This is a genomic window from Actinomadura chokoriensis, from assembly GCF_041463665.1.
Classification (GTDB): domain Bacteria; phylum Actinomycetota; class Actinomycetes; order Streptosporangiales; family Streptosporangiaceae; genus Spirillospora; species Spirillospora chokoriensis_A.
On record NZ_JAXCEJ010000002.1, the window covers coordinates 508,015 to 525,902 of the forward strand.

The following is a 17,888-nucleotide window of genomic DNA, read 5'->3' on the forward strand; positions in this document are numbered from 1 at the left end:
AATGCATGTGCGGCTCGGGGAGGTCGCGGACGGCTCGCTTCGGGGCGCGAGGCTCAGGCAGGGGCCCTCAGCGGTCACACATTCGCCGGCAACACGTACGCCGCATGGCCCGCGGCATCGGCGGGCGGTGCTCGCGGCACAGGCGTACGGAAGGCATGTCAGCAGTTAACCGGCTCCACACCAGTGACGCAAATCCACACGGTGTGATGTCGATCGCGGTGAGTCGCGGTGATCCATACGGCCGCCGGCCGATCCATACGGGCGTCGGCCGCCGCGCTACTCGTCGCGGTAGTCCACGTACGTGCTGCCCGACCCGCTGTGGACGGAGATCGACCGGGTGGAGCCCTCGTCGATGACGGCCGGGTTGAGGTGGGTGCTGCCGGAGCCCGTCCACCCCCGGACGCGGTAGTACGACCCCGGCGGCACGATGACCTTCGCCGTGCCCGATCCGGCCGCCGCGTCCACGACCTCCGGCGGCTCGGCGAAGCGGAGGTCGAGGAAGCCCGACGACACCCGCGCCAGGGTCTTCGGCGACGCCAGTCCCGTCGCGGTGATCGCGCCGGACCGGGCCTGCAGCCGCAGCCGGCCGCGCGCGCCGGCGACGCCGATCTCGCCCGATCCCGTCCGCAGATCGAGGTCGCCGGTCAGCCCCCGGACGTTGATCTCGCCCGCCCCGGACACCGCGGACACGCGCGTGCCCGCCGGTACCCGGACGTCGATGTCGGCGCCGCAGCCGCCGGCCACGTCCGTGCCCCCGCAGCGGAACGTGACGAACAGCACGTCGTCGACCAGCGACTCGGTGACGTCGGGCTTGCTCAGCCCCCACCGGAGGGCCTTGCGGACGCGCGCCTCGCCGTCCGGTCCGGGGCCGACCGAGACGCCGGCGCCGTCCAGGTCGAGCCGCAACTCCCTGATCGCGTGGTGGTAGGGCGTCACGGACGCCGAGGTCTGGCGGACGGCCCGTCCGAGCGCCGCCAGCAGGACGGGCGTCACCACGGCCAGCGCGGTCACGATCGCCAGCACGACCCACACGCCGCGCCGCCGGGGCCGGTCGGGGGCTTCGACGGTCACGTCTCGCCGTCCAGGAACCGGAGGACGGCGAGGACCCGGCGGTGGTCGCCCTCGGCATGCGGCAGGTCGAGCTTGGCGAAGATGTTGTTGATGTGCTTGGCGACCGCGCTCTCGCTCACCACCAGCTCCGCCGCGATCCCCGCGTTGGAGCGGCCCTCCGCCATCACCGACAGGACCTCCCGCTCGCGCGGGGTGAGCCGGTCGAGCGGGTCGCGGTGCCGGCGCAGCAGGAGCTGCGAGACGACCTCGGGGTCCAGGGCGGTGCCGCCGGACGCGACCCGGCGCAGTGCGTCCAGGAAGACCGAGACGTCCGCGACGCGGTCTTTGAGCAGGTAACCGATGCCGCCGGCACTGATCGCCAGCAGGTCGGCGGCGTACCGCTCCTCGACGTACTGCGACAGCAGCAGGACGGCGACCTCCGGCGCCTCCCGGCGCATGACCAGCGCCGCGCGGACGCCCTCGTCGGTGAAGCCCGGCGGCATCCTGACGTCCACGATCGCCGCGTCGGGACGGTGCTCGCGCACCGCGGCGAGCAGCCCTTCGGCCTCGCCGACGGCCGCCGCGACCTCGAACCCGGAGGTCTCCAGCAGCTTGATCAGCCCGGCTCGCAGCAGGACCGAGTCCTCGGCGATCACAACGCGCACGGCAGCTCCACGGTGACGGTCGTCGGGCCCCCGGCGGGGCTGGTGATCCGGAACGTACCGTCCACGGACCCGACGCGGCGCGCGAGCCCCGTGAGGCCCGTCCCGCCGGACGGGTCGGCGCCGCCCACGCCGTCGTCGCGGACGGTCACGCGCAGCACGTCCCCGCGGCGGACGACGGCGATGTCCACCTCGTCCGCCTTGGCGTGCCGGACGGCGTTGGTGAGCGCCTCGGAGACCACGAAGTAGGCGACGGCCTCCACGGTGGACGAGGCGCGCGGCTCCGCCTCGACCCGCAGCCGGACGGGCAGCGGCACCCGGGCGGCGACGCCGGACAGCGCGGCGTCCAGGCCGCGGTCCTCCAGCACGGCCGGGTGCAGGCCGCGGATCAGCGTGCGCAGCTCGGTCAGCGCCTCCTTGGCCTCCTCGTGCGCCGCGACGATCACCTGCATGGCCTCGTCCGGGACGCCGGTGAGCGTCTCGCGGGCGAGGCCCAGGTTCAGCGCGAGGGAGACGAGCCGCTGCTGCGCGCCGTCGTGCAGGTCCCGCTCGATGCGGCGGCGCTCGATGTCGGCGGCGTCCACCACGCTGGCGCGCTTCTCGGCCAGATCCTCGACGCGCCGCTCCAGTTCCCTGGCGCGGTCCGGGCCGAGGAGCGCGGCGGCGGCGCGGGCGTCCAGCCTCCGGACGGCCGCCGCGATCCACGGCGCCGCCGCGAGGAGCAGCAGGCCGAGCAGGGTGAGCGCCCCGATGCGGACGGAGTGGGCCTTGTCCACCATGCTCAGGGGGCTGGAGCCGGGCAGGGCCCACGCGTACGCGCCGCTGGTCGCGAGGACGAGGCCGCCCGCCCACGCCGCGATCACGGCGAGCCCGCCCACGGCGAGCGCCGGCCCGGCGAGCAGGTGGTACTGGACCGCCCGCCACAGTTCGGGCGAGCGGAGGTCGCGCAACGCGTCCCAGGGACGCCCGTCGTCGAAGTCCGGCATGCGAGGAACGTGCAGGCCGAGCATCGCCCAGCACCGCTCCCGCTGCCAGGACGTCAGCGGACGCAGCGCGAGGAGCAGCAGGACGATCGACGCGGCAGTCATGATCAAGACCGGTGTCACGCGCGCCGGCGTCCAGACCGCCCAGGGCAGGAGCAGGAGCAGCCAGCCCGCGAACTGCAGCGGCACCCCGGAGACGGCGAACACCGTGTCGCGCCACGCGGCCGCCGACCACGGAGCGCGCACGCGGGCACGGCGGACCGCGCTGATGGATGCCACGAAGCAACCGTATTGCCGCAGTTCGTCCGCGACCATGGACCGGGCTGCAGATCCAGGGGTGAACCTAATGCCACCCCAAGTCGGATACGGAGGCTAATGACGGTGATCAGCGCTGCGGCAAGGCTTTGATCACGCATCCGAAAGCGGATGCGCATCGTTCGAGTCCGCAGGAGCACGCATGGTCGCCACCGTCATCCGCCCCCACCGGGGAGCCCCGCCCCGCCTGCTCCCCGCGCGCGAAGACCTGCTCCCGGCAGGACGAGTCGGGCGGGGCTTGGTCGGGCCGGGTCTGCTCGGGCCGGGTCTGCTCGGGCGGGGTCTGGTGGGGTGGGGGCTGGTCGGGAGCGCGGCGGCGCTGGTGCCGTGGATATGGGTGCTCGCGAACACCCTGCCGTCCACCGCCACGGTGTCGAACTGGTCCACCGCCTGGGTGGGGTTGGACGCGATGGAGGCCGCCGCCCTACTGGGCACCGGCGTGCTCTTCCTCCGCCGCGACCCCCGGTACGGGCTGGGCGCCGCCGTGGCGGGGACGCTGCTGGCGGTGGACGCGTGGCTCGACGTGACGACCGCCACGCCGGGAACCGGACGGGTGTTGGCGATCATGCTCGCGGCGGGGCTGGAACTTCCGCTGGCGACGCTGTGCGCGACCCTCGCCGCACGGTCGTTCACCCAGCCTGGAGCCATGATCGACGCTTGGGTGAACAGTGATCGGCAAAGCCTTGACGGGAGTACGCCAGATGGGTGAAACCAGACGAGCCGGACCTCTAGAGTGAGTGCCGCGTGCGGGCCCTCTCGCGAGAGGGCCCTTTGTCCTGCCTGAACATCGCCTGGCCCGCACGTGGTCCCACTGCACGATTTGTCCAACTTGTGCGTATCCCGGCTGCACGATCCAGAGGTCCCGAACATGAACGACCACGAGGTGCATGAGGAGTGCATGCGGCTCCTCAGGGACGGCCTGCCCGTCCCCGCTCCCGCCGCCTTCGACGAGGGACGGGACTACCTTCCGCTCGGACTCGACATGGACGGCGACGTAGCCGTTGTCACGTTCCTGCACCAGTGGGGCGACGCCTCCGCGTTCATCGAGGGCTGGACGTTCCACCGCCGCGACGGCGAGTGGCGGGAGCTGGGCGGCGCCGGCGGGTCGGCGCCCGCCGAGCCCCTCGCGCGCCGCTCGTCCGGCGAGATGGGCCGACACCTGCTCAAGTACGGGTCGGGCAGGACGGTCCGCAACGCCAACCGGCTGCTGCCGTGGGGCGCCAAGTGGGTGAACGAGGCGCGGCTGCGGGCCTCGGCGGAGGTGGTGCGGGTCCGCGTCGGCAACCGGATCCTGGACGTCCCCGAGCACGGGCACGTCGTCGTGGTGTGGGGCGCCCGCCGGGGGCCGGTCGTGGAGGCGCTCGCCGCCGACGGCTCGGTGCTGGACGCCATGGACCTCGACCATCCGGCCGTCGCCGCGCGCCCGCAGGGCTGATCGCCGCCCGACGCTTTCCGGGGCGGCTCACCGGGCAGACTCAGGGCATGGGCGTCCAACCCGACTATGATTCCGACTCGGAGCGTTTCCGCCTCGCCGGCAGGGTCACCAGGAAGTACCTGATCGGGGCGCGGAGCCTGCACGATCACGTCGCCTCGAAACTGCTGAACGCCGGCGCGTCCCTCGTCCTGGACATCGGCTGCGGGGAGGGCGCCCTCAGCGCCGCCCTCCCCCATCCGCCGCCACTCGAACTCGTGGGCCTGGACGCGTCCGCCGCCCTGCTGGCCGCCCATCCGGACCCGCGCGTCCGGGCCGACGCCCTGCGCCTGCCGTTCCGCGACGGGACGTTCGACGCCGCCGTGGCCCTGAACATGCTCCTCCACCTGGACGATCCGGCCCGCGCGCTCCGCGAGGCACGGCGCGTCCTCGCCCCCGGCGGGCTGCTCCTGGTGTCCGCGATCCGCCGCGACGACAGCCCCGAGCTGTCACCCGTCTGGCGTCCCGAGCCCACCCCGTTCGACGCAGAGGACGCCCCGGACCGCGTCGGCGAGGTCTTCGGCGAGGTCGAGGTGGAACGCTGGGACGCCCCGCTGATCACCCTCCCCGACCGCGCCGCGATCCGCGACTACCTGATCGCCCGGCGCATGCCCCGTCCCCAGGCGGCCGAGGCCGCCACCCGGCTCCGCACGCCCCTACCGGTGACGAAACGCGGCTCGCTGGTCCTCGCCCGCCGCTGACGCTGGTCCTCGCCCGCCGCTGACGCTGGTCCTCGCCCGCCGCTGACGCGAAGACCCGCAACCCCGCGCCGCTCGGAAGCCCGGCCGTCGACGTCGGGATCACTTCAGGAGGCGGCCGAAGGCGAGGCGGTGGACTACAGCCAGCCGAGGTCTCGGGCGGTTCGGGCGGCGGCGTGGCGGTTGTCGGCGCCGAGCTTGGTGACGGCGGCGGAGAGGTAGTTGCGGACGGTCCCCTCCGACAGGCCGAGGCCGCGGGCGATGCGGGAGACCGGGGCGCCGTCGGCGGCGGCACGCAGGGCGTCCAGTTCGCGCGGGGTGAGGGGGCATTCCTCGGCGGCGAGGGCGTCGGCGGCGAGCTGCGGGTCGATGTAGCGGGCGCCGGCGGCGACCTGCCGGATGACCTCGGCGAGCCGCCGGCCGGGCGTGTCCTTGCCGAGGAAGCCGCGGACGCCGGCGGCCATGGCGCGGCGCAGGTTTCCGGGCCGCCCGTGCGCGGTCACGATCACCAGGCGGCAGCCGGGCAGGTCGCGGGACAGGCGTTCGGCGGCGGCGAGTCCGTCCAGGCCCGGCATGTCGATGTCGAGAACGGCGACGTCGGGTTTGAGGGCGAGGGCGCGGTCGACGGCCTCGTCCCCGCGCCCCACGTCGGCGGCGACCTCGATATCCTCCTCGGTCTCCAGCAGGAGGACGAGCGCCTCCCTGATCAGCAGGTGGTCGTCGGCCAGCAGCACGCGGATCATGCTTCTCCCTCCGGCTCGGCCGGGACGGCGGCCCTCACCCGGAACGTCCCGTCCCCGGCCGGGCCCGCGGAGAACTCGCCGCCCGCCGCGGCGATCCGCTCGGCGAGGCCGGTCAGGCCGCTGCCCGCGTCGCCGGCGCGGCGACCGGCGCCGTCGTTGACGATCTCCACGTGGACGCGGTCGCGGCCGGTCCGGACGGTGATCTCGCACCAGGTGGCGCTGGAGTGCCGCAGGACGTTGGTGGCCGCCTCGCGGGCGACCCAGCCGAGCGGCTCGTGGACGTGCGCGGGCAGCGACGGGGACACCTCGGGCCGCTCGCACCGGATCCCGGCGGCGCGCAGCACGGCGGACATGCCGTCCAGTTCGGTGCGCAGCGACGTGGCCCGGTAGCCGCGAACGACCTCGCGCACGTCCCGGACGGCATCCCGCGCCATGGTCTGGATCTCGGTCAGCTCCTTGCGGACGCGCCCGTCGTCGCGTTCCACGAACCGTTCGGCGACCTCGGCGCGCAGCGCGACCGCCTGGAGGCTGTGGCCGAGGACGTCGTGCAGGTCGCGGGCGAAGCGGAGCCGCTCCTCCCCCACCGCGGAGCGGGCCAGCTCGGCGCGCGCCTCCCGCAGTTCCTGGACGACGTGAAACAGCCAGACCGTGACGTATCCGGAGAAGGCGCCGAGCGGCACCGCGGCGACCTCGTACAGGACGGCCAGGGCGGGAAGCCCGAGGAGCACCCCGTAGGCGGGGGTCAGGACGGTCGCCGCCGCCGTCACCGCGATCGCCTCCCGGACCGGGAGGACGACGGCGATCAGCCCGGCCGGGACGAGCAGCGCGTTGCCCCAGCCCGGGGCGGTGCCGAGCAGCGGAGGCATCGCCCAGCAGGTCAGCCCGATCGCGGCCAGCCCGAGCCGGTGGGCGGGCGCGGTGCGGCGCATCAGGTTCTGCCACAGGAGCCGGGCGTACAGGGCGAACGAGGCGCCGACGCCGGCGACGGCGAGCACCAGCCGGCCCGCCTCCCGGTGCTCGGTGAGCTCGTACCAGAGCGCCGGTGCCAGGAACCCGGCCAGCGTCATCACCGTCATGCCCACGAGGATCGCAGCGATGACGGTGGGACGCGGGATGCCGGGCTGCACGCGCCCAGCGTATGCGGCCGTGCCTGCACCACCCATGGAGGCCCGGCACCTCCCATCAGGCGGCGCGGAGCCGGACGGTGTCCCGGCCGGTGACCAGGCGGCCCTCGTCCAGGAGCCCGACCCGGTCGGCGCGGCACGCCTCGTCCGGGTCGCGGGTCGCGACCACCACGCTGACCCCGTGCGCGGCCAGCAGCAGGAGGACGGCCCACACCTCGCGGGCGGCGGCGTCGTCCAGACCGGCGGTGGGCTCGTCGAGGAACAGGACGTCCGACCGTCCGATCAGGGCGAGGGCTACGTCGAGCATGCGCCGCCGTCCGGGGGTCAGTCGCTCGAACGGGACGTCGGCGACATCGGTGAGGCGGGCCAGGCGGAGGGCCTCGTCGCGGGTGAGCGGGTCGAGCGTCCAGCGCCGCCACGTGTCGATGACCTCGGTGACGGTCAGCCCTGGGAAAAGGCCGCCGTCGCGCCATACGGCGCCAGCGCGCGCGGAGTCGCGGTCGCTGTAAGGGTCCGCGCCGTGTAGGCGGATGGTCCCGCCTGTGGGTCGGCGTAGGCCGGCGAGCATTTCCAGAAGGGTGGTCTTGCCGGAGCCATAACGGCCCAGCAGCGCGTAGATCTCTCCCTCGGCCACGGTGAACGAGACATTCCGCACGGCCTCGTTCAGGTCCAGGTCGCGTACCTCGATCACAGGTGCCTTCATGACATCCATGCTGGCCCTTGGTGGCGGGGACGTTCAGTCACAGGCGTCAGGAAGGGACCGTGAGGATTGCAGGGGTGCCCCATGACAAATGTCATGGTTCGGCGATCGCCCATCCGGTGGGCGGGACGGTGGCGCCGTCGGCGGTGAAAATCGCTTCACCGGCTACGCACGTCCAGTTCGCGGCGGGAAGGTCCGCCCTGGCGGGCTCGCCGTCCAGGTTGAGGACGACCGCGAGCCGCTCTGCGTCGTGACCCACTGTGTAGGAGAGAACCGTGTTGGTCAAGGTGGCGACCTCGGTTCGGGCGCGCACGAGCCACGGATGGCGGCGCCTTAGGCCAATGAGGTCTTGGTGTAGGCGGTGGTGTGGGGCGGCGTAGCCGGGGGTCTCGTCGGGACGTTCTGGAAAGGCGGGCCGTATGGCGTCGTCCCCGCCTTCACGTTCCTCCTTGATCCCCTCGAAACCGAACTCGTCGCCGGCGTAGATGGACGGAACACCGCCGACGGTCAGCAGGATCACGAGCGCATGGTTTCGCTGCTCTTTCCGGATCAGGCGGCTGGCGATTCGAGTCACATCGTGGTTGCCCAGAAATGTCTGTGGGGCGAATGTATCGAGCATCGTGTTGTGCCGGTCGAGGGCATGAGCAAGCTCGAAGAAGTTTCGGTCGTTGAGTGAACTCCAGATGGCCTTCCAGAGTTCGTACTGGGTGACTGAGTCGAATCCGGTGTGCTTTACGAGTCCCGTGTAGTCGCCGTGGATGACCTCGCCGACGAACCAGACGTCGGGGAAGCGCGCGCGGACCCGGTCCGTGACCAGCCTCCAGAACGGAGGCGGAACGGCATAAGCGGCGTCGAGGCGCCACCCGTCTATGCCGCGCTCCAGCCAGTGGGTCATGACGTCGGTGACGTAGTCGGCGACCTCCGGTTCGTTGTGGTTCAGCGTGACGAGGCGGTCATGGCCTTCGAACGTGCGCAGATCCGGGTGGAACCAGTTGCGGTACGGCGAGTCGTCGCCCTTGGCGGTGACGTCGGCGAAGGGTTCGAAACCGTGTCCCACATGGTTGAAGACGCCGTCGAGCAGGATCCTGACGCCCTTCCGGGAAGCCTCGTCGATGAGCCGTCGCAGGTCGTCTTCGCCGCCGAGCCTTGGGTCGACGCGGTAGTGGTCGACGGTGTCGTAGCCGTGCGTCTCGGACGCGAACACGGGGCCGAGCGCGAGCCCGTTGCAGCCGAGCCCGACGAGGTGATCGAGCCAGCCGCTGAGCTTTGCGAGCCTGGGCGTCGCGGACGTGCCATCGGGCAGGGCCTCACGTTCGGCGCCGACGAATCCGAGCGGATAGACGTGCCACCAGATGGCATGATCAGGCCAGCGCATGCCGGTCTCCCTACCCGCAAGAGACGACCAATCACGACATGGCCGCGTGCCATGGCTCCTACTTGCGCGTCTCCGTGCGGGTCTATGTGCGCGTGAGGATTTCCGGAGTCAGCCCGCCCGGAGTCTTTATGCCGGAGAGGGCCATGGTCAGCTCCAGTTCGGCCTGGAGGCAGCGCAGAACATGCTGGACTCCCGCCTGCCCGGCAAGAGCCAGCCCATACGCGTACGGTCGCGCGACCAGGACGGCCTTGGCCCCAAGTGCCAGAGCCTTGGCCACGTCCGCTCCAGTCCGGATCCCGCTGTCGAACAGGACGGTCGCCTGGTCGTGGACGGCCTCGACCACGCCGGGCAGCGCGTCCAGTGAGGCGATGGCCCCGTCCACCTGGCGTCCGCCATGGTTGGAGACGATGACCGCGTCCATGCCGGCGTCCACGGCCTGGCGAGCGTCGTCGGGGTGCTGGATGCCCTTGAGCGCGATGGGCCCGTCCCAGTGGTCCCGAAGGAAGATGAGGTCGTCCCACGTCAGGCTGGGGTTCCCGAAGTTGGCGACCCAGTGCAGGATCGCCATGTCCCGGTTGGCGGCGGTGATCTCTCCGCCGACGGCCTTCTGGAAGACCGGATCGTTGAAGTAGTTCGCGACACCGACCCCGCGCAAGAACGGCAGGTAAGCCTGATCCAGGTCGCGTGGACGCCAGGCCAGCGTGAACGTGTCGAGAGTGACGACAAGGGCCGTGTAACCGGCCGCCTTGGCCCGCTCTAGGAAGCTGACAGCAAGTTCCCTGTCCTTGGGCCAGTACAACTGGTACCAGCGCGGCCCGCCACCATTGGCTTCGGCCACGTCCTCCATGGAGTACGAGGCGGCCGTGCTCAGCACCATCGTCACCCCTTCGGCCGCCGCCGCCCGTGCGACGGCAAGTTCGCCGTCCGGATGGAAGATGGACTGGACGCCGATGGGTGCGAGCAGGATCGGGGACGGCATCGCGGTGCCCAGGACGTCCACCGAGAGGTCCCGTTCGGCGACGTCCCGCAGCATGCGAGGCACGATCCGCCACCGGTCGAAGGCCTCCCGGTTGGCGCGCGCCGTCGACTCACTGCCCGCCGATCCCGCCACGTACCCGAACGCCTGCGCCGACAGCGAGCGCTCCGCGAGCCCCTCCAGCTTCGTCAGATCCGTCGGCAGCGAGGGGAGGACGTCGCCGAGACCCTGCAGATAGATCGAGTTCTGGAAGTCGGCCAGCCCGCTCAAGGGAACCTCCACCTGGGGAAATCGAAACCGTCCGTGCTCAATCTGCCAGGTTCGGGAAGGTGACGGAACGGCACCAATCCGCCGAGTTGGACGGCACACCCGGTGGGGCGGGCGAAAGATGTCCCCGGGACCGGCAACAATGTGGGGCATGGCACGACGCGGATCCCAAGCCCCTCCACCGCCGCCGGACTTCGAAGAGAACATCGTCGACGTCGATGTCTCCGACGAGATGCGCGGCAGTTTCCTCGAGTACGCCTACTCGGTCATCTACCAGCGGGCGCTTCCCGACGCGCGCGACGGCATGAAGCCCGTCCAGCGCCGGATCCTGTACTCGATGAGCGAGATGGGGCTCCGCCCCGACCGCGGCCACGTCAAGTGCGCCCGTGTCGTCGGCGAGGTCATGGGCAAGCTGCACCCGCACGGCGACAGCGCCATCTACGACGCGATGGTGCGCATGGCGCAGCCGTGGGCGATGCGCATGCCGCTCGTGGACGGCCACGGCAACTTCGGTTCGCTCGGCGGCGACGACATGCCCGCCGCCATGCGGTACACCGAGGCCCGGATGTCGCGCGAAGCGATGCTGATGGTCGAGTCGATCGACGAGGACACGGTCGACTTCCGCCCGAACTACGACGGGCAGGAGCGCGAACCGGAGGTCCTGCCGGCCGCGTTCCCGAACCTGCTGGTCAACGGGGCGTCCGGCATCGCGGTCGGCATGGCCACGAACATGGCGCCGCACAACCTCGGCGAGGTCATCGCCGCGGCCCGGCACCTGATCGACAACCCCGAGGCCACCCTCGAGGACCTGATGCGCTTCGTCCCCGGCCCCGACCTGCCCACCGGCGGCAAGATCGTCGGCCTGGAGGGCATCCGCGACGCCTACGAGCGCGGCCGGGGAACGTTCCGCACCCGCGCCACGGTCTCCATCGAGAACGTCACGCCCCGCCGCAAGGGCATCATCGTCAGCGAACTGCCGTACGCCGTCGGGCCCGAACGCGTCAAGGCCAAGATCAAGGAACTGGTCAACGCCAAAAAGATCCAGGGCATCTCCGACCTGAAGGACCTCACCGACCGCAATGTCGGCCTCCGCCTGGTCATCGAGATCAAGAACGGCTTCAACCCGGAGGCCGTCCTCGCCGACCTCTACCGGCTCACGCCGATGGAGGAGACGTTCGGCATCAACAACGTCGCCCTCGTCGACGGCCAGCCGCGCACCCTCGGCCTGCGCGACATGCTGCAGGTCTACGTCGACCACCGGATCGACGTCGTCCGCCGGCGCTCGATGTTCCGCCGCAAGAAGCGCGAGGACCGCCTCCACCTGGTGGACGGCCTCCTGGTCGCCCTGCTGAACATCGACGAGGTCATCCAGGTCATCCGGCAGAGCGACGACGCCGCCCAGGCCAAGCAGCGCCTCATGCAGATCTTCGAACTGTCGGAGATCCAGGCGCAGTACATCCTCGACACCCCGCTCCGCCGCCTGACCCGCTTCGACCGCCTCGAACTGGAGAAGGAGAAGGAGCAGCTCGCCAAGGAGATCGCCCGGCTGACCGCGATCCTGGAGTCGGAGAAGAAGCTGCGCGGCGTGGTCTCCAAGGAGCTGAGCGACGTCGCCAAGGAGTTCTCGACCCCCCGCCGGACGATCCTGCTGGAGTCCTCGGGCCAGACCGCAGCCACGGCCGTCCCGCTGGAGGTGGCGGACGACCCGTGCACGGTGCTGCTCTCGACCACCGGCCTCATGGCCCGCACGCACGACGCGTCGCCCCTCCCCGACAGCGGCCCCCGCGCCCCGCACGACGTCCTGGCCTCGGTGGTCCCCGCCACTGCGCGCGGTCAGGTGGGCGCCGTGACGTCGCTGGGCCGGATGATCCGCATAGACGTCCTGGACCTGCCGACCCTGCCGCCTTCCGCGACGCCCCCGTCCCTGGCGGGCGGAGCCCCGGTGGCCGAGTACGTCGACCTGGAACCGGACGAGACGGTCGTCGGCATAGCCGCCGTGGGCGAGGCGGGCGGCGGCCTGGCCGTCGGCACCGCCCAGGGCGTGGTCAAACGAGTCGTCCCCGACTTCCCGGCGAACCGCGACGAATTCGAGGTGATCGGTCTCAAGGAAGGCGACCGGGTCGTCGGCGCCGTCCAGCTCCTCTCCGAGGACCAGCACGTCGTCTTCATCACCACCGACGCCCAACTCCTGCACTTCGCCGCGTCCCTCGTCCGCCCGCAGGGCCGGGCCGCGGGCGGCATGGCGGGCATCAAACTGGGGGCGGGCGCGAGCGTCCTGTGGTTCGGCGCCCTCGACCCGAGCCGCGAGGCCCGCGTCATCACGGTTTCCGGCTCGTCCTCGGCACTCCCCGGCACCCAGACGGGCGCGATCAAACTCGCCGACTTCGCCGAGTTCCCGGCCAAGGGCCGCGCGACGGGCGGCGTCCGAGCCCACCGCTTCCTCAAGGGCGAGGACGTGCTGCTCCAGGCATGGGCGGCGCCGACCCCGCTCCGCGCGGCAGCCGCCAACGGCAAACCGGCGATGCTCAACGTGGCCATGGGCCGCCGAGACGGCTCCGGCGAGAAACTGGACAAGCCCATCGTCTCCATCAGCGGCCCCATAGGCCCCGCGCCGGAAGAAGACGAGACGACCGAAGAGTGATCCAAGAGGCCCCGGGTGATCGCCCGGGGTCTCTGCCTTTTCGCCCTCACACTCCCGGCCGCACCCGGGCGTTGAGGTCCTCATTGCGCCGGATGATCTCTTCGGCCACCCCGACGACGTCACAGACCGGATGGCAGGCGGCACCGGCCCCCGGCAGGGTGACGAAGAACGTGTCGTCCCGCACCCACACCGTGATCTCCGCCCGGACCGAGAGGACGGCCATCCGCCACCCCTCGCTCAGGTGCAGCGGCCCGATCCCCCGCACGCTCAGCAGCCGCCGCAGTTCCCGAGCCGCCTGACGGCAGTCCCGCTGAGGCGGACGCCACGGCATCGACGCGGGCAGCGCGAAGTACACGACCTTTCCCGAAACCGGTAGCAGCCCCAACTGCGACCGGCTCCGACACGCGCCCCACCACCCACCGCGCTCCACCGCCAGGGCGTTCACCAGTTCGAGCCCGCGCCCACCCTCGGCCTCGACCGGCGGACGCAGCCCCGCCTCGGACGGCGCCTTCCTGCACCACGACGCGGAGTCGAAGACCCGCACCACGACCTCCGTCCCCGCCCCGCGCCCGTAGATCTGCACTTCCGGCAGCCCGACCGTGGGCATGGTCGCAAGCGCCCTCCCTCCCAACGCGTGCGTGAAGGCGTTGGTCGCCAGCTCGGAGACCATCGTCACCGCGTCGTCCACGGTCTCCTCGGGCAGCATCAGCGCCGAGAGAGTCTCCCGGACGACCTTCCGCGCCACCCCGGCACACCGAGCCTCCGGCGGCAGCCCCCAAACCGCGCACCCACCCGCCCGAACCACCTCGGCGGCGCAAGACCTGTCCGACAACTCGCCCTCCACACTTCGCAACCAGGAGGCCACTTTCCGTGACGTCACTGCGACGCATCGTGCTCTCGACGGGCCGGTGATCGCAAGTGGAAGTGGAAAATTCCATCTCCACCTCCAAGGAATCTTGAGTTCCGCCACGCGCCGCGTAGCGGCTGCGGCACACTCAGTACATGCCTGAACGCCGTCCCACGATCCGGGAGCGCAAGCTCGCCGCCGAGCTGCGCCGCCTGCGCGAACGTTCAACCAAGCGCTTGGACCAAGCCGTCAGCGACCTACAGGCACATGGCGGGGGCCGATGGTCCACCCCAAAACTGTCCCGAATCGAGACAGCAGCCCAGGGCATCAAGACCTCGGACGTGAACCAGCTCTGCGACCTCTACCACGTGACGCCCGAGAAGCGCGAAGCACTCCTCGCCCTGACCCGGACGGCACGCCAACGCGGCTGGTGGGACGCCTACGCAGACACGATCCACACCGACTACGCCGCGTATATCGAACTTGAAGCCGAGGCCAAGTCCCTTCGCTGCTACGACGCGCTCATCCTCAACGGCCTTCTGCAAACGACCGAGTACGCACATGAGGTCATCCGCGTAGGTCTCATGCAATTCGCTCCGGCGGCGGAGGTCGACCGGCGCGTCGAGATACGGACAACCCGTCAGAGCCTTCTCCACACTCGCGAACCCGCGCCGCTCCGCATCTGGTCGATCATCGACGAAGCCGCGCTCAGGCGGGTCATCGGCAGCTCGGCGACCATGGCTCGGCAGTACCGCCATCTCCTCGAACTGGCCGAGCGCCCGAACATCATGCTCCAGGTACTGCCGTTCGCCGCCGGCGCTCACGCTGCCCCCACAGGCACGTTCGCGCACATGGACTTCCCCGAACACCACACGCCCGAGATCGTTTACCTTGACGGCCTGACAAGCGCCCTCTACATCGAGGACGACCACCAGGTCCACACCTACTCACTGGCGTTCAACCAACTCGCAATGGCAGCTCTCGGTGTCGATGAATCTCTCAGCATGATCTCGGCACTCGCGACCGATCCTCAACTAGGGCATATTGGTGTGAATGACCCCAAATAGATCCTTGATCGAATGGCGTAGAAGCACGTACTCGGCCCAGGGAGCGAACTGCGTCGAGGTGGCCTCGTCTGAAGAGACACGAGCGGTCCGCGACTCCAAGGACCCGGACGGGCCCCTCCTCACCCTCTCCCGCACCGCGTGGGCGGGCCTCCTCCACAGCGTCAAGACGGGCGCCCATGACCTTCGCTGACTGGTGGTTCGGGCTCTCCGTCATTGGCTGAGTTCGTCCTGACGCCAGGTGCGGGGCCACTGGCCGGACGGTGGAGGTGGGCCGGACATGCCGAGATCGCGCCTCGCGCAGGCATAGAAACGATCACGGCATTCCCCCATGTACCGGAGGGCGGTCGTCCAGCCCTCCTGGTCGTCCCGGAGTCCCCGGGCCCACAGTTCGACGTTCCAGACGGCCTCGTGCCAAGACCTGGCTGCTGCCACGGTCTCCGCGTCGCCGACGAGGAGCACCGCCTCCCATTCGGCCTGGCGCTGAGATTCGGCTTGAGCGAGAAGCGCCATCCCCTCCTCGGGGTCCAGCGGATCGACGGTGAATTCCAGTCCGCGGTGCGCCGCAAGACGTTGCCCCAGACGTATCTGAACCTTCAGTGCGTTGGCATAGCCCGCATAGGTCTCGAACTTCTTCTCGTCCCACCGTTCGGCTCGCAGCCGTCGCCAGCGGCTGCGTTCGTTCAGACTCGTGGTCACGTACGATCCGAGCGCCCCGATGACCACACCCACCAGCGCCGGCGTCTGATCTAGAAGTCCCACCTCTACCTCCCGACATAGGACGACGGACGTCCGGCATCGGGTTCCGGTGTCCAAGCCGGGTGACTTCAACGGTTCGTTCTCGATCGCCATCGCAGTCATAGGCCGGGGGTCCTCCCGTAGTAGGGGCTCACCACCTTGGCCAGCTTTCGTTGGATCGAGCGCAGGTCTCTGATGGTCGCCTCGTCGGTGAGCCCCGTCGTCGTCGGCCATTCGACGCCGGAACCGGCCAGGTCGCTGACGAACACGATCTCGGTGGCGAGGAGGGTGCGGGCCCAGTCCGCCGCAGTGAGCGGGGAATCGTCGCCGAGCGCGGCGCGCAGCCTGCCGCACTGATCGAGCAGGTCACGCCGACCCGCAAATCCCATGCCGACCGCGAGTTGATCACTGCACCGGGCCGGTCCGCCCCATTCCATCAGCGCGCGTCTCAGCAGTCCGATCTCATGGCCGGTGAGCAGCTCACTCGCCGACATCATCCGTTCCTCTCGCAAACCGAACTTCCCAACTCGCGGAGCGGTGTCCATGCCGTCGACGGATCACAGCACAGGTGGTGCCACATGGCGGTGTGCGCGACGGCGGCCGGTGGCGGGCAGTACGGTCAGGGCGCCGGGGACGTCCCACGACCCGTTCAGCGTGGACGCACGCCCTCGAAGACCAGGTCGAGGAGGCGACCGGCGGTGTCCGGCGGAGGGGTGGTCTCCTCGACCCAGGCGACGGCCGTGACCAGCCGGATGAGCTCGGAGGCGGTCAGGTCCGCTCGCACCTGGCCGGCTTCCCGAGCACGTCGCACCAGTCCGGCGGCGGCCTCTTCGACGGCATGGCATCGCGCGCCCAGCGGGCTGTCGGCATTGCCCGCGGCCTGCGCGTAACTGGCGGCCAACCCGCGGTACCGGGTGATGTGGCGTATGAGCGCGGAGGCCCACTGGCGCAGGAAGTCCCGCGTGCCGGGGCCTTCGAGCAGCTCAGCGGCCAAAGTCGCGAGTCCGTCCAGGCTCTGGCCTACGACCTCGGCCGTCACCGCCCCCTTGTCGGGGAAGTGGCGCCACAGCGTCCCCGGGCCGACCCCTGCGCGCCGGGCGATGTCGTTCATCGACGCCGCATCCGCTCCGACCTCGTCGAAGAGCGCTTCCGCCGCCTCGACCAGGCGGGCCCGGTTGCGGCGGGCGTCGCTGCGCTTGGGTTCGCCCGACACGTCGTTCCTCCCGGTTTTTAGCGGAGTGCCACTCCGGTAATATGCGGAGCGCTACTCCGAATGCTACCCGAGGAGGTCGTCCATGGAGTCGACGCTGCCCCCCATCGGCACGGTGGGACTGTGGGTGCCCGGTATGGACCTGCGGTCGCCGACGGCGGCCGCCGAAGCCGCCGCCGAAGCCGAGGCGCTCGGCTACGGCGCGCTGTGGCTCAGCGAGGGGCTGGTCCGCGACCCCTTCATGGAGGCGGCCACACTGCTCGGCGCCACCCGTTCGCTGGTCGTGGGCACGGGTATCGCGGTGATCTGGGGACGTCATCCCCGCGTGCTCAGGTCGCAAGCCCGTGCGCTGCTCGACGCCCATCCCGGCCGATTCGTGCTCGGCCTGGGCACTTCCCACGCGCGGCTAGTCGAGGGCGTGATGGGCCTGCGCTACGAACGGCCCTTGACCGCGCTACGCGAGACCCTCGACCGCCTCGACGAACCCGACCCCATCCTCCAACTGGCGGGCGTCGGACGCCGTTCGGCACCCGAGGCGCCCCGGGTTCTCGCCGCACTGGGCCCACGCGCCCTCGGCCTGGCCCGTGACCGGTCGTCGGGCGCGTTCTCCTATCTCGTCACGCCGGAGCACACGGCCGATGCCCGCGCAGCGCTCGGGCCCGACCGGGTCCTCATCGTCGAGCAGGCCGTCGTCACAGGATGCAGCGCCGACCAGGCACGGGACAGAGCACGCGCCCACATCGCCGGATACCTGCCCGGGGCGCCCTACCGTGCGAACTGGCGGCGGCTCGGGTTCGACGACGACGATTTCCACGACGGCGGGAGCGACCGTCTGGTCAACGCGCTCGTCGCGATCGGCGAGGAGCAGATCGCGGAGCGAGTCAACGCCCACGTGACGGCGGGCGCCGACCACGTATGCCTCCAGGCGCTGCCGGCGGATCCGGCCGCCCTTCCGCAGGACCAATGGCGAAGTCTCGCGCACCTCACGCAGTGATCGTGGTCCTTCGCCACCTCCCTGCCCGCA

Annotated in this window: 19 protein-coding genes; 7 read left to right on the plus strand and 12 right to left on the minus strand. The window is 70.9% G+C overall.

Annotation, left to right across the window (positions count from 1 at the left end; translation table 11 throughout):
• Positions 1–276 precede the first annotated feature (276 nt).
• The 3 genes from SM418_RS05800 to SM418_RS05810 are packed head-to-tail and all read right to left on the minus strand — an operon-like array spanning position 277 to position 2,974.
• Positions 277–1,071 carry a DUF4097 family beta strand repeat-containing protein gene (locus SM418_RS05800; protein ID WP_371939551.1) on the minus strand — a complete coding sequence of 265 codons (795 nt, stop codon included), beginning with the start codon at positions 1,069–1,071 and terminating at the stop codon, positions 277–279.
• Positions 1,068–1,715 (minus strand): response regulator, encoded by a 648-nt coding sequence (locus SM418_RS05805; RefSeq protein ID WP_371939552.1) that lies wholly within the window; start codon positions 1,713–1,715, stop codon positions 1,068–1,070. The genes SM418_RS05800 and SM418_RS05805 overlap by 4 nt, the downstream gene beginning before the upstream one ends.
• The gene (locus tag SM418_RS05810) at positions 1,703–2,974 is read right to left on the minus strand and encodes a sensor histidine kinase (protein ID WP_371939553.1); all 1,272 of its coding nucleotides are present in this window, start codon (positions 2,972–2,974) and stop codon (positions 1,703–1,705) included. The genes SM418_RS05805 and SM418_RS05810 overlap by 13 nt, the downstream gene beginning before the upstream one ends.
• Positions 2,975–3,152: 178 nt before the next feature.
• Between SM418_RS05810 and SM418_RS05815 the strand changes: the two genes are divergently transcribed.
• The 3 genes from SM418_RS05815 to SM418_RS05825 all read left to right on the plus strand — a co-directional run bounded on the left by SM418_RS05815 (position 3,153) and on the right by SM418_RS05825 (position 5,182).
• The gene (locus tag SM418_RS05815; RefSeq protein WP_371939554.1) at positions 3,153–3,719 is read left to right on the plus strand and encodes an LPXTG cell wall anchor domain-containing protein; all 567 of its coding nucleotides are present in this window, start codon (positions 3,153–3,155) and stop codon (positions 3,717–3,719) included.
• Positions 3,720–3,878: 159 nt separating this feature from the next.
• Positions 3,879–4,445: a hypothetical protein gene (locus SM418_RS05820; RefSeq protein ID WP_371939556.1), complete on the plus strand. Its 567-nt coding sequence runs from the start codon at positions 3,879–3,881 to the stop codon at positions 4,443–4,445.
• Positions 4,446–4,492: 47 nt separating this feature from the next.
• The gene (locus SM418_RS05825) at positions 4,493–5,182 is read left to right on the plus strand and encodes a class I SAM-dependent methyltransferase (RefSeq protein WP_371939557.1); all 690 of its coding nucleotides are present in this window, start codon (positions 4,493–4,495) and stop codon (positions 5,180–5,182) included.
• A gap of 134 nt (positions 5,183–5,316) precedes the next feature.
• On the opposite strand, the gene SM418_RS05830 is transcribed toward SM418_RS05825, so the two are convergent.
• The 5 genes from SM418_RS05830 to SM418_RS05850 form a co-directional block, all read right to left on the minus strand.
• Positions 5,317–5,922: a response regulator gene (locus SM418_RS05830; protein WP_371939558.1), complete on the minus strand. Its 606-nt coding sequence runs from the start codon at positions 5,920–5,922 to the stop codon at positions 5,317–5,319.
• Positions 5,919–7,049, minus strand: a complete 1,131-nt coding sequence (locus SM418_RS05835) for a sensor histidine kinase (RefSeq protein ID WP_371939559.1) — start codon at positions 7,047–7,049, stop codon at positions 5,919–5,921. Before SM418_RS05835 ends, SM418_RS05830 begins: the two co-directional genes overlap by 4 nt.
• 55 nt (positions 7,050–7,104) lie before the next feature.
• Positions 7,105–7,749 carry an ABC transporter ATP-binding protein gene (locus SM418_RS05840; RefSeq protein WP_371939560.1) on the minus strand — a complete coding sequence of 215 codons (645 nt, stop codon included), beginning with the start codon at positions 7,747–7,749 and terminating at the stop codon, positions 7,105–7,107.
• Between the two features lie 91 nt (positions 7,750–7,840).
• A complete protein-coding gene (locus SM418_RS05845) occupies positions 7,841–9,121 on the minus strand; it encodes an alpha-amylase family glycosyl hydrolase (RefSeq protein ID WP_371939562.1) in 1,281 nt (426 codons plus the stop codon).
• Between the two features lie 82 nt (positions 9,122–9,203).
• Entirely contained in the window at positions 9,204–10,367 is a 1,164-nt protein-coding gene (locus SM418_RS05850) for a lactate 2-monooxygenase (RefSeq protein WP_371966047.1), read from the minus strand.
• 148 nt (positions 10,368–10,515) lie between these two features.
• Between SM418_RS05850 and SM418_RS05855 the strand changes: the two genes are divergently transcribed.
• Entirely contained in the window at positions 10,516–13,005 is a 2,490-nt protein-coding gene (locus tag SM418_RS05855) for a DNA gyrase/topoisomerase IV subunit A (RefSeq protein ID WP_371939564.1), read from the plus strand.
• A 46-nt stretch (positions 13,006–13,051) separates the two neighbouring features.
• On the opposite strand, the gene SM418_RS05860 is transcribed toward SM418_RS05855, so the two are convergent.
• A complete protein-coding gene (locus SM418_RS05860) occupies positions 13,052–13,750 on the minus strand; it encodes an ATP-binding protein (protein WP_371939565.1) in 699 nt (232 codons plus the stop codon).
• 257 nt (positions 13,751–14,007) lie between these two features.
• Here SM418_RS05860 and SM418_RS05865 point away from each other — a divergent pair, with 257 nt between their 5' ends.
• A complete protein-coding gene (locus SM418_RS05865; protein WP_371939566.1) occupies positions 14,008–14,919 on the plus strand; it encodes a helix-turn-helix domain-containing protein in 912 nt (303 codons plus the stop codon).
• On the plus strand, positions 14,906–15,109 hold the full coding sequence (locus tag SM418_RS05870; RefSeq protein ID WP_371939568.1) for a DUF397 domain-containing protein: 204 nt from the start codon (positions 14,906–14,908) through the stop codon (positions 15,107–15,109). The genes SM418_RS05865 and SM418_RS05870 overlap by 14 nt, the downstream gene beginning before the upstream one ends.
• Positions 15,110–15,129: 20 nt before the next feature.
• Here the strand turns inward: SM418_RS05870 and SM418_RS05875 are convergent, their stop codons facing one another.
• The 3 genes from SM418_RS05875 to SM418_RS05885 form a co-directional block, all read right to left on the minus strand.
• Positions 15,130–15,678, minus strand: coding sequence for a hypothetical protein (locus SM418_RS05875; RefSeq protein WP_371966048.1), 549 nt, complete (start codon positions 15,676–15,678; stop codon positions 15,130–15,132).
• A gap of 95 nt (positions 15,679–15,773) precedes the next feature.
• Positions 15,774–16,151 carry a hypothetical protein gene (locus SM418_RS05880; RefSeq protein ID WP_371939571.1) on the minus strand — a complete coding sequence of 126 codons (378 nt, stop codon included), beginning with the start codon at positions 16,149–16,151 and terminating at the stop codon, positions 15,774–15,776.
• 152 nt (positions 16,152–16,303) lie between these two features.
• Positions 16,304–16,867, minus strand: coding sequence for a TetR/AcrR family transcriptional regulator (locus tag SM418_RS05885; protein WP_371939573.1), 564 nt, complete (start codon positions 16,865–16,867; stop codon positions 16,304–16,306).
• 82 nt (positions 16,868–16,949) lie between these two features.
• Between SM418_RS05885 and SM418_RS05890 the strand changes: the two genes are divergently transcribed.
• Positions 16,950–17,858 (plus strand): TIGR03620 family F420-dependent LLM class oxidoreductase, encoded by a 909-nt coding sequence (locus tag SM418_RS05890; RefSeq protein ID WP_371939574.1) that lies wholly within the window; start codon positions 16,950–16,952, stop codon positions 17,856–17,858.
• Positions 17,859–17,888 lie beyond the last annotated feature (30 nt).

Excerpts from the sequence above, each read along its gene's own strand:
- SM418_RS05870 (WP_371939568.1), top strand. The coding sequence starts at position 14,906 with ATGACCCCAAATAGATCCTTGATCGAATGGCGTAGAAGCACGTACTCG.
- SM418_RS05830 (WP_371939558.1), bottom strand. The coding sequence starts at position 5,922 with ATGATCCGCGTGCTGCTGGCCGACGACCACCTGCTGATCAGGGAGGCG.
- SM418_RS05865 (WP_371939566.1), top strand. The coding sequence starts at position 14,008 with ATGCCTGAACGCCGTCCCACGATCCGGGAGCGCAAGCTCGCCGCCGAG.
- SM418_RS05820 (WP_371939556.1), top strand. The coding sequence starts at position 3,879 with ATGAACGACCACGAGGTGCATGAGGAGTGCATGCGGCTCCTCAGGGAC.
- SM418_RS05825 (WP_371939557.1), top strand. The coding sequence starts at position 4,493 with ATGGGCGTCCAACCCGACTATGATTCCGACTCGGAGCGTTTCCGCCTC.
- SM418_RS05890 (WP_371939574.1), top strand. The coding sequence starts at position 16,950 with ATGGAGTCGACGCTGCCCCCCATCGGCACGGTGGGACTGTGGGTGCCC.
- SM418_RS05815 (WP_371939554.1), top strand. The coding sequence starts at position 3,153 with ATGGTCGCCACCGTCATCCGCCCCCACCGGGGAGCCCCGCCCCGCCTG.
- SM418_RS05840 (WP_371939560.1), bottom strand. The coding sequence starts at position 7,749 with ATGAAGGCACCTGTGATCGAGGTACGCGACCTGGACCTGAACGAGGCC.
- SM418_RS05845 (WP_371939562.1), bottom strand. The coding sequence starts at position 9,121 with ATGCGCTGGCCTGATCATGCCATCTGGTGGCACGTCTATCCGCTCGGA.
- SM418_RS05855 (WP_371939564.1), top strand. The coding sequence starts at position 10,516 with ATGGCACGACGCGGATCCCAAGCCCCTCCACCGCCGCCGGACTTCGAA.
- SM418_RS05880 (WP_371939571.1), bottom strand. The coding sequence starts at position 16,151 with ATGATGTCGGCGAGTGAGCTGCTCACCGGCCATGAGATCGGACTGCTG.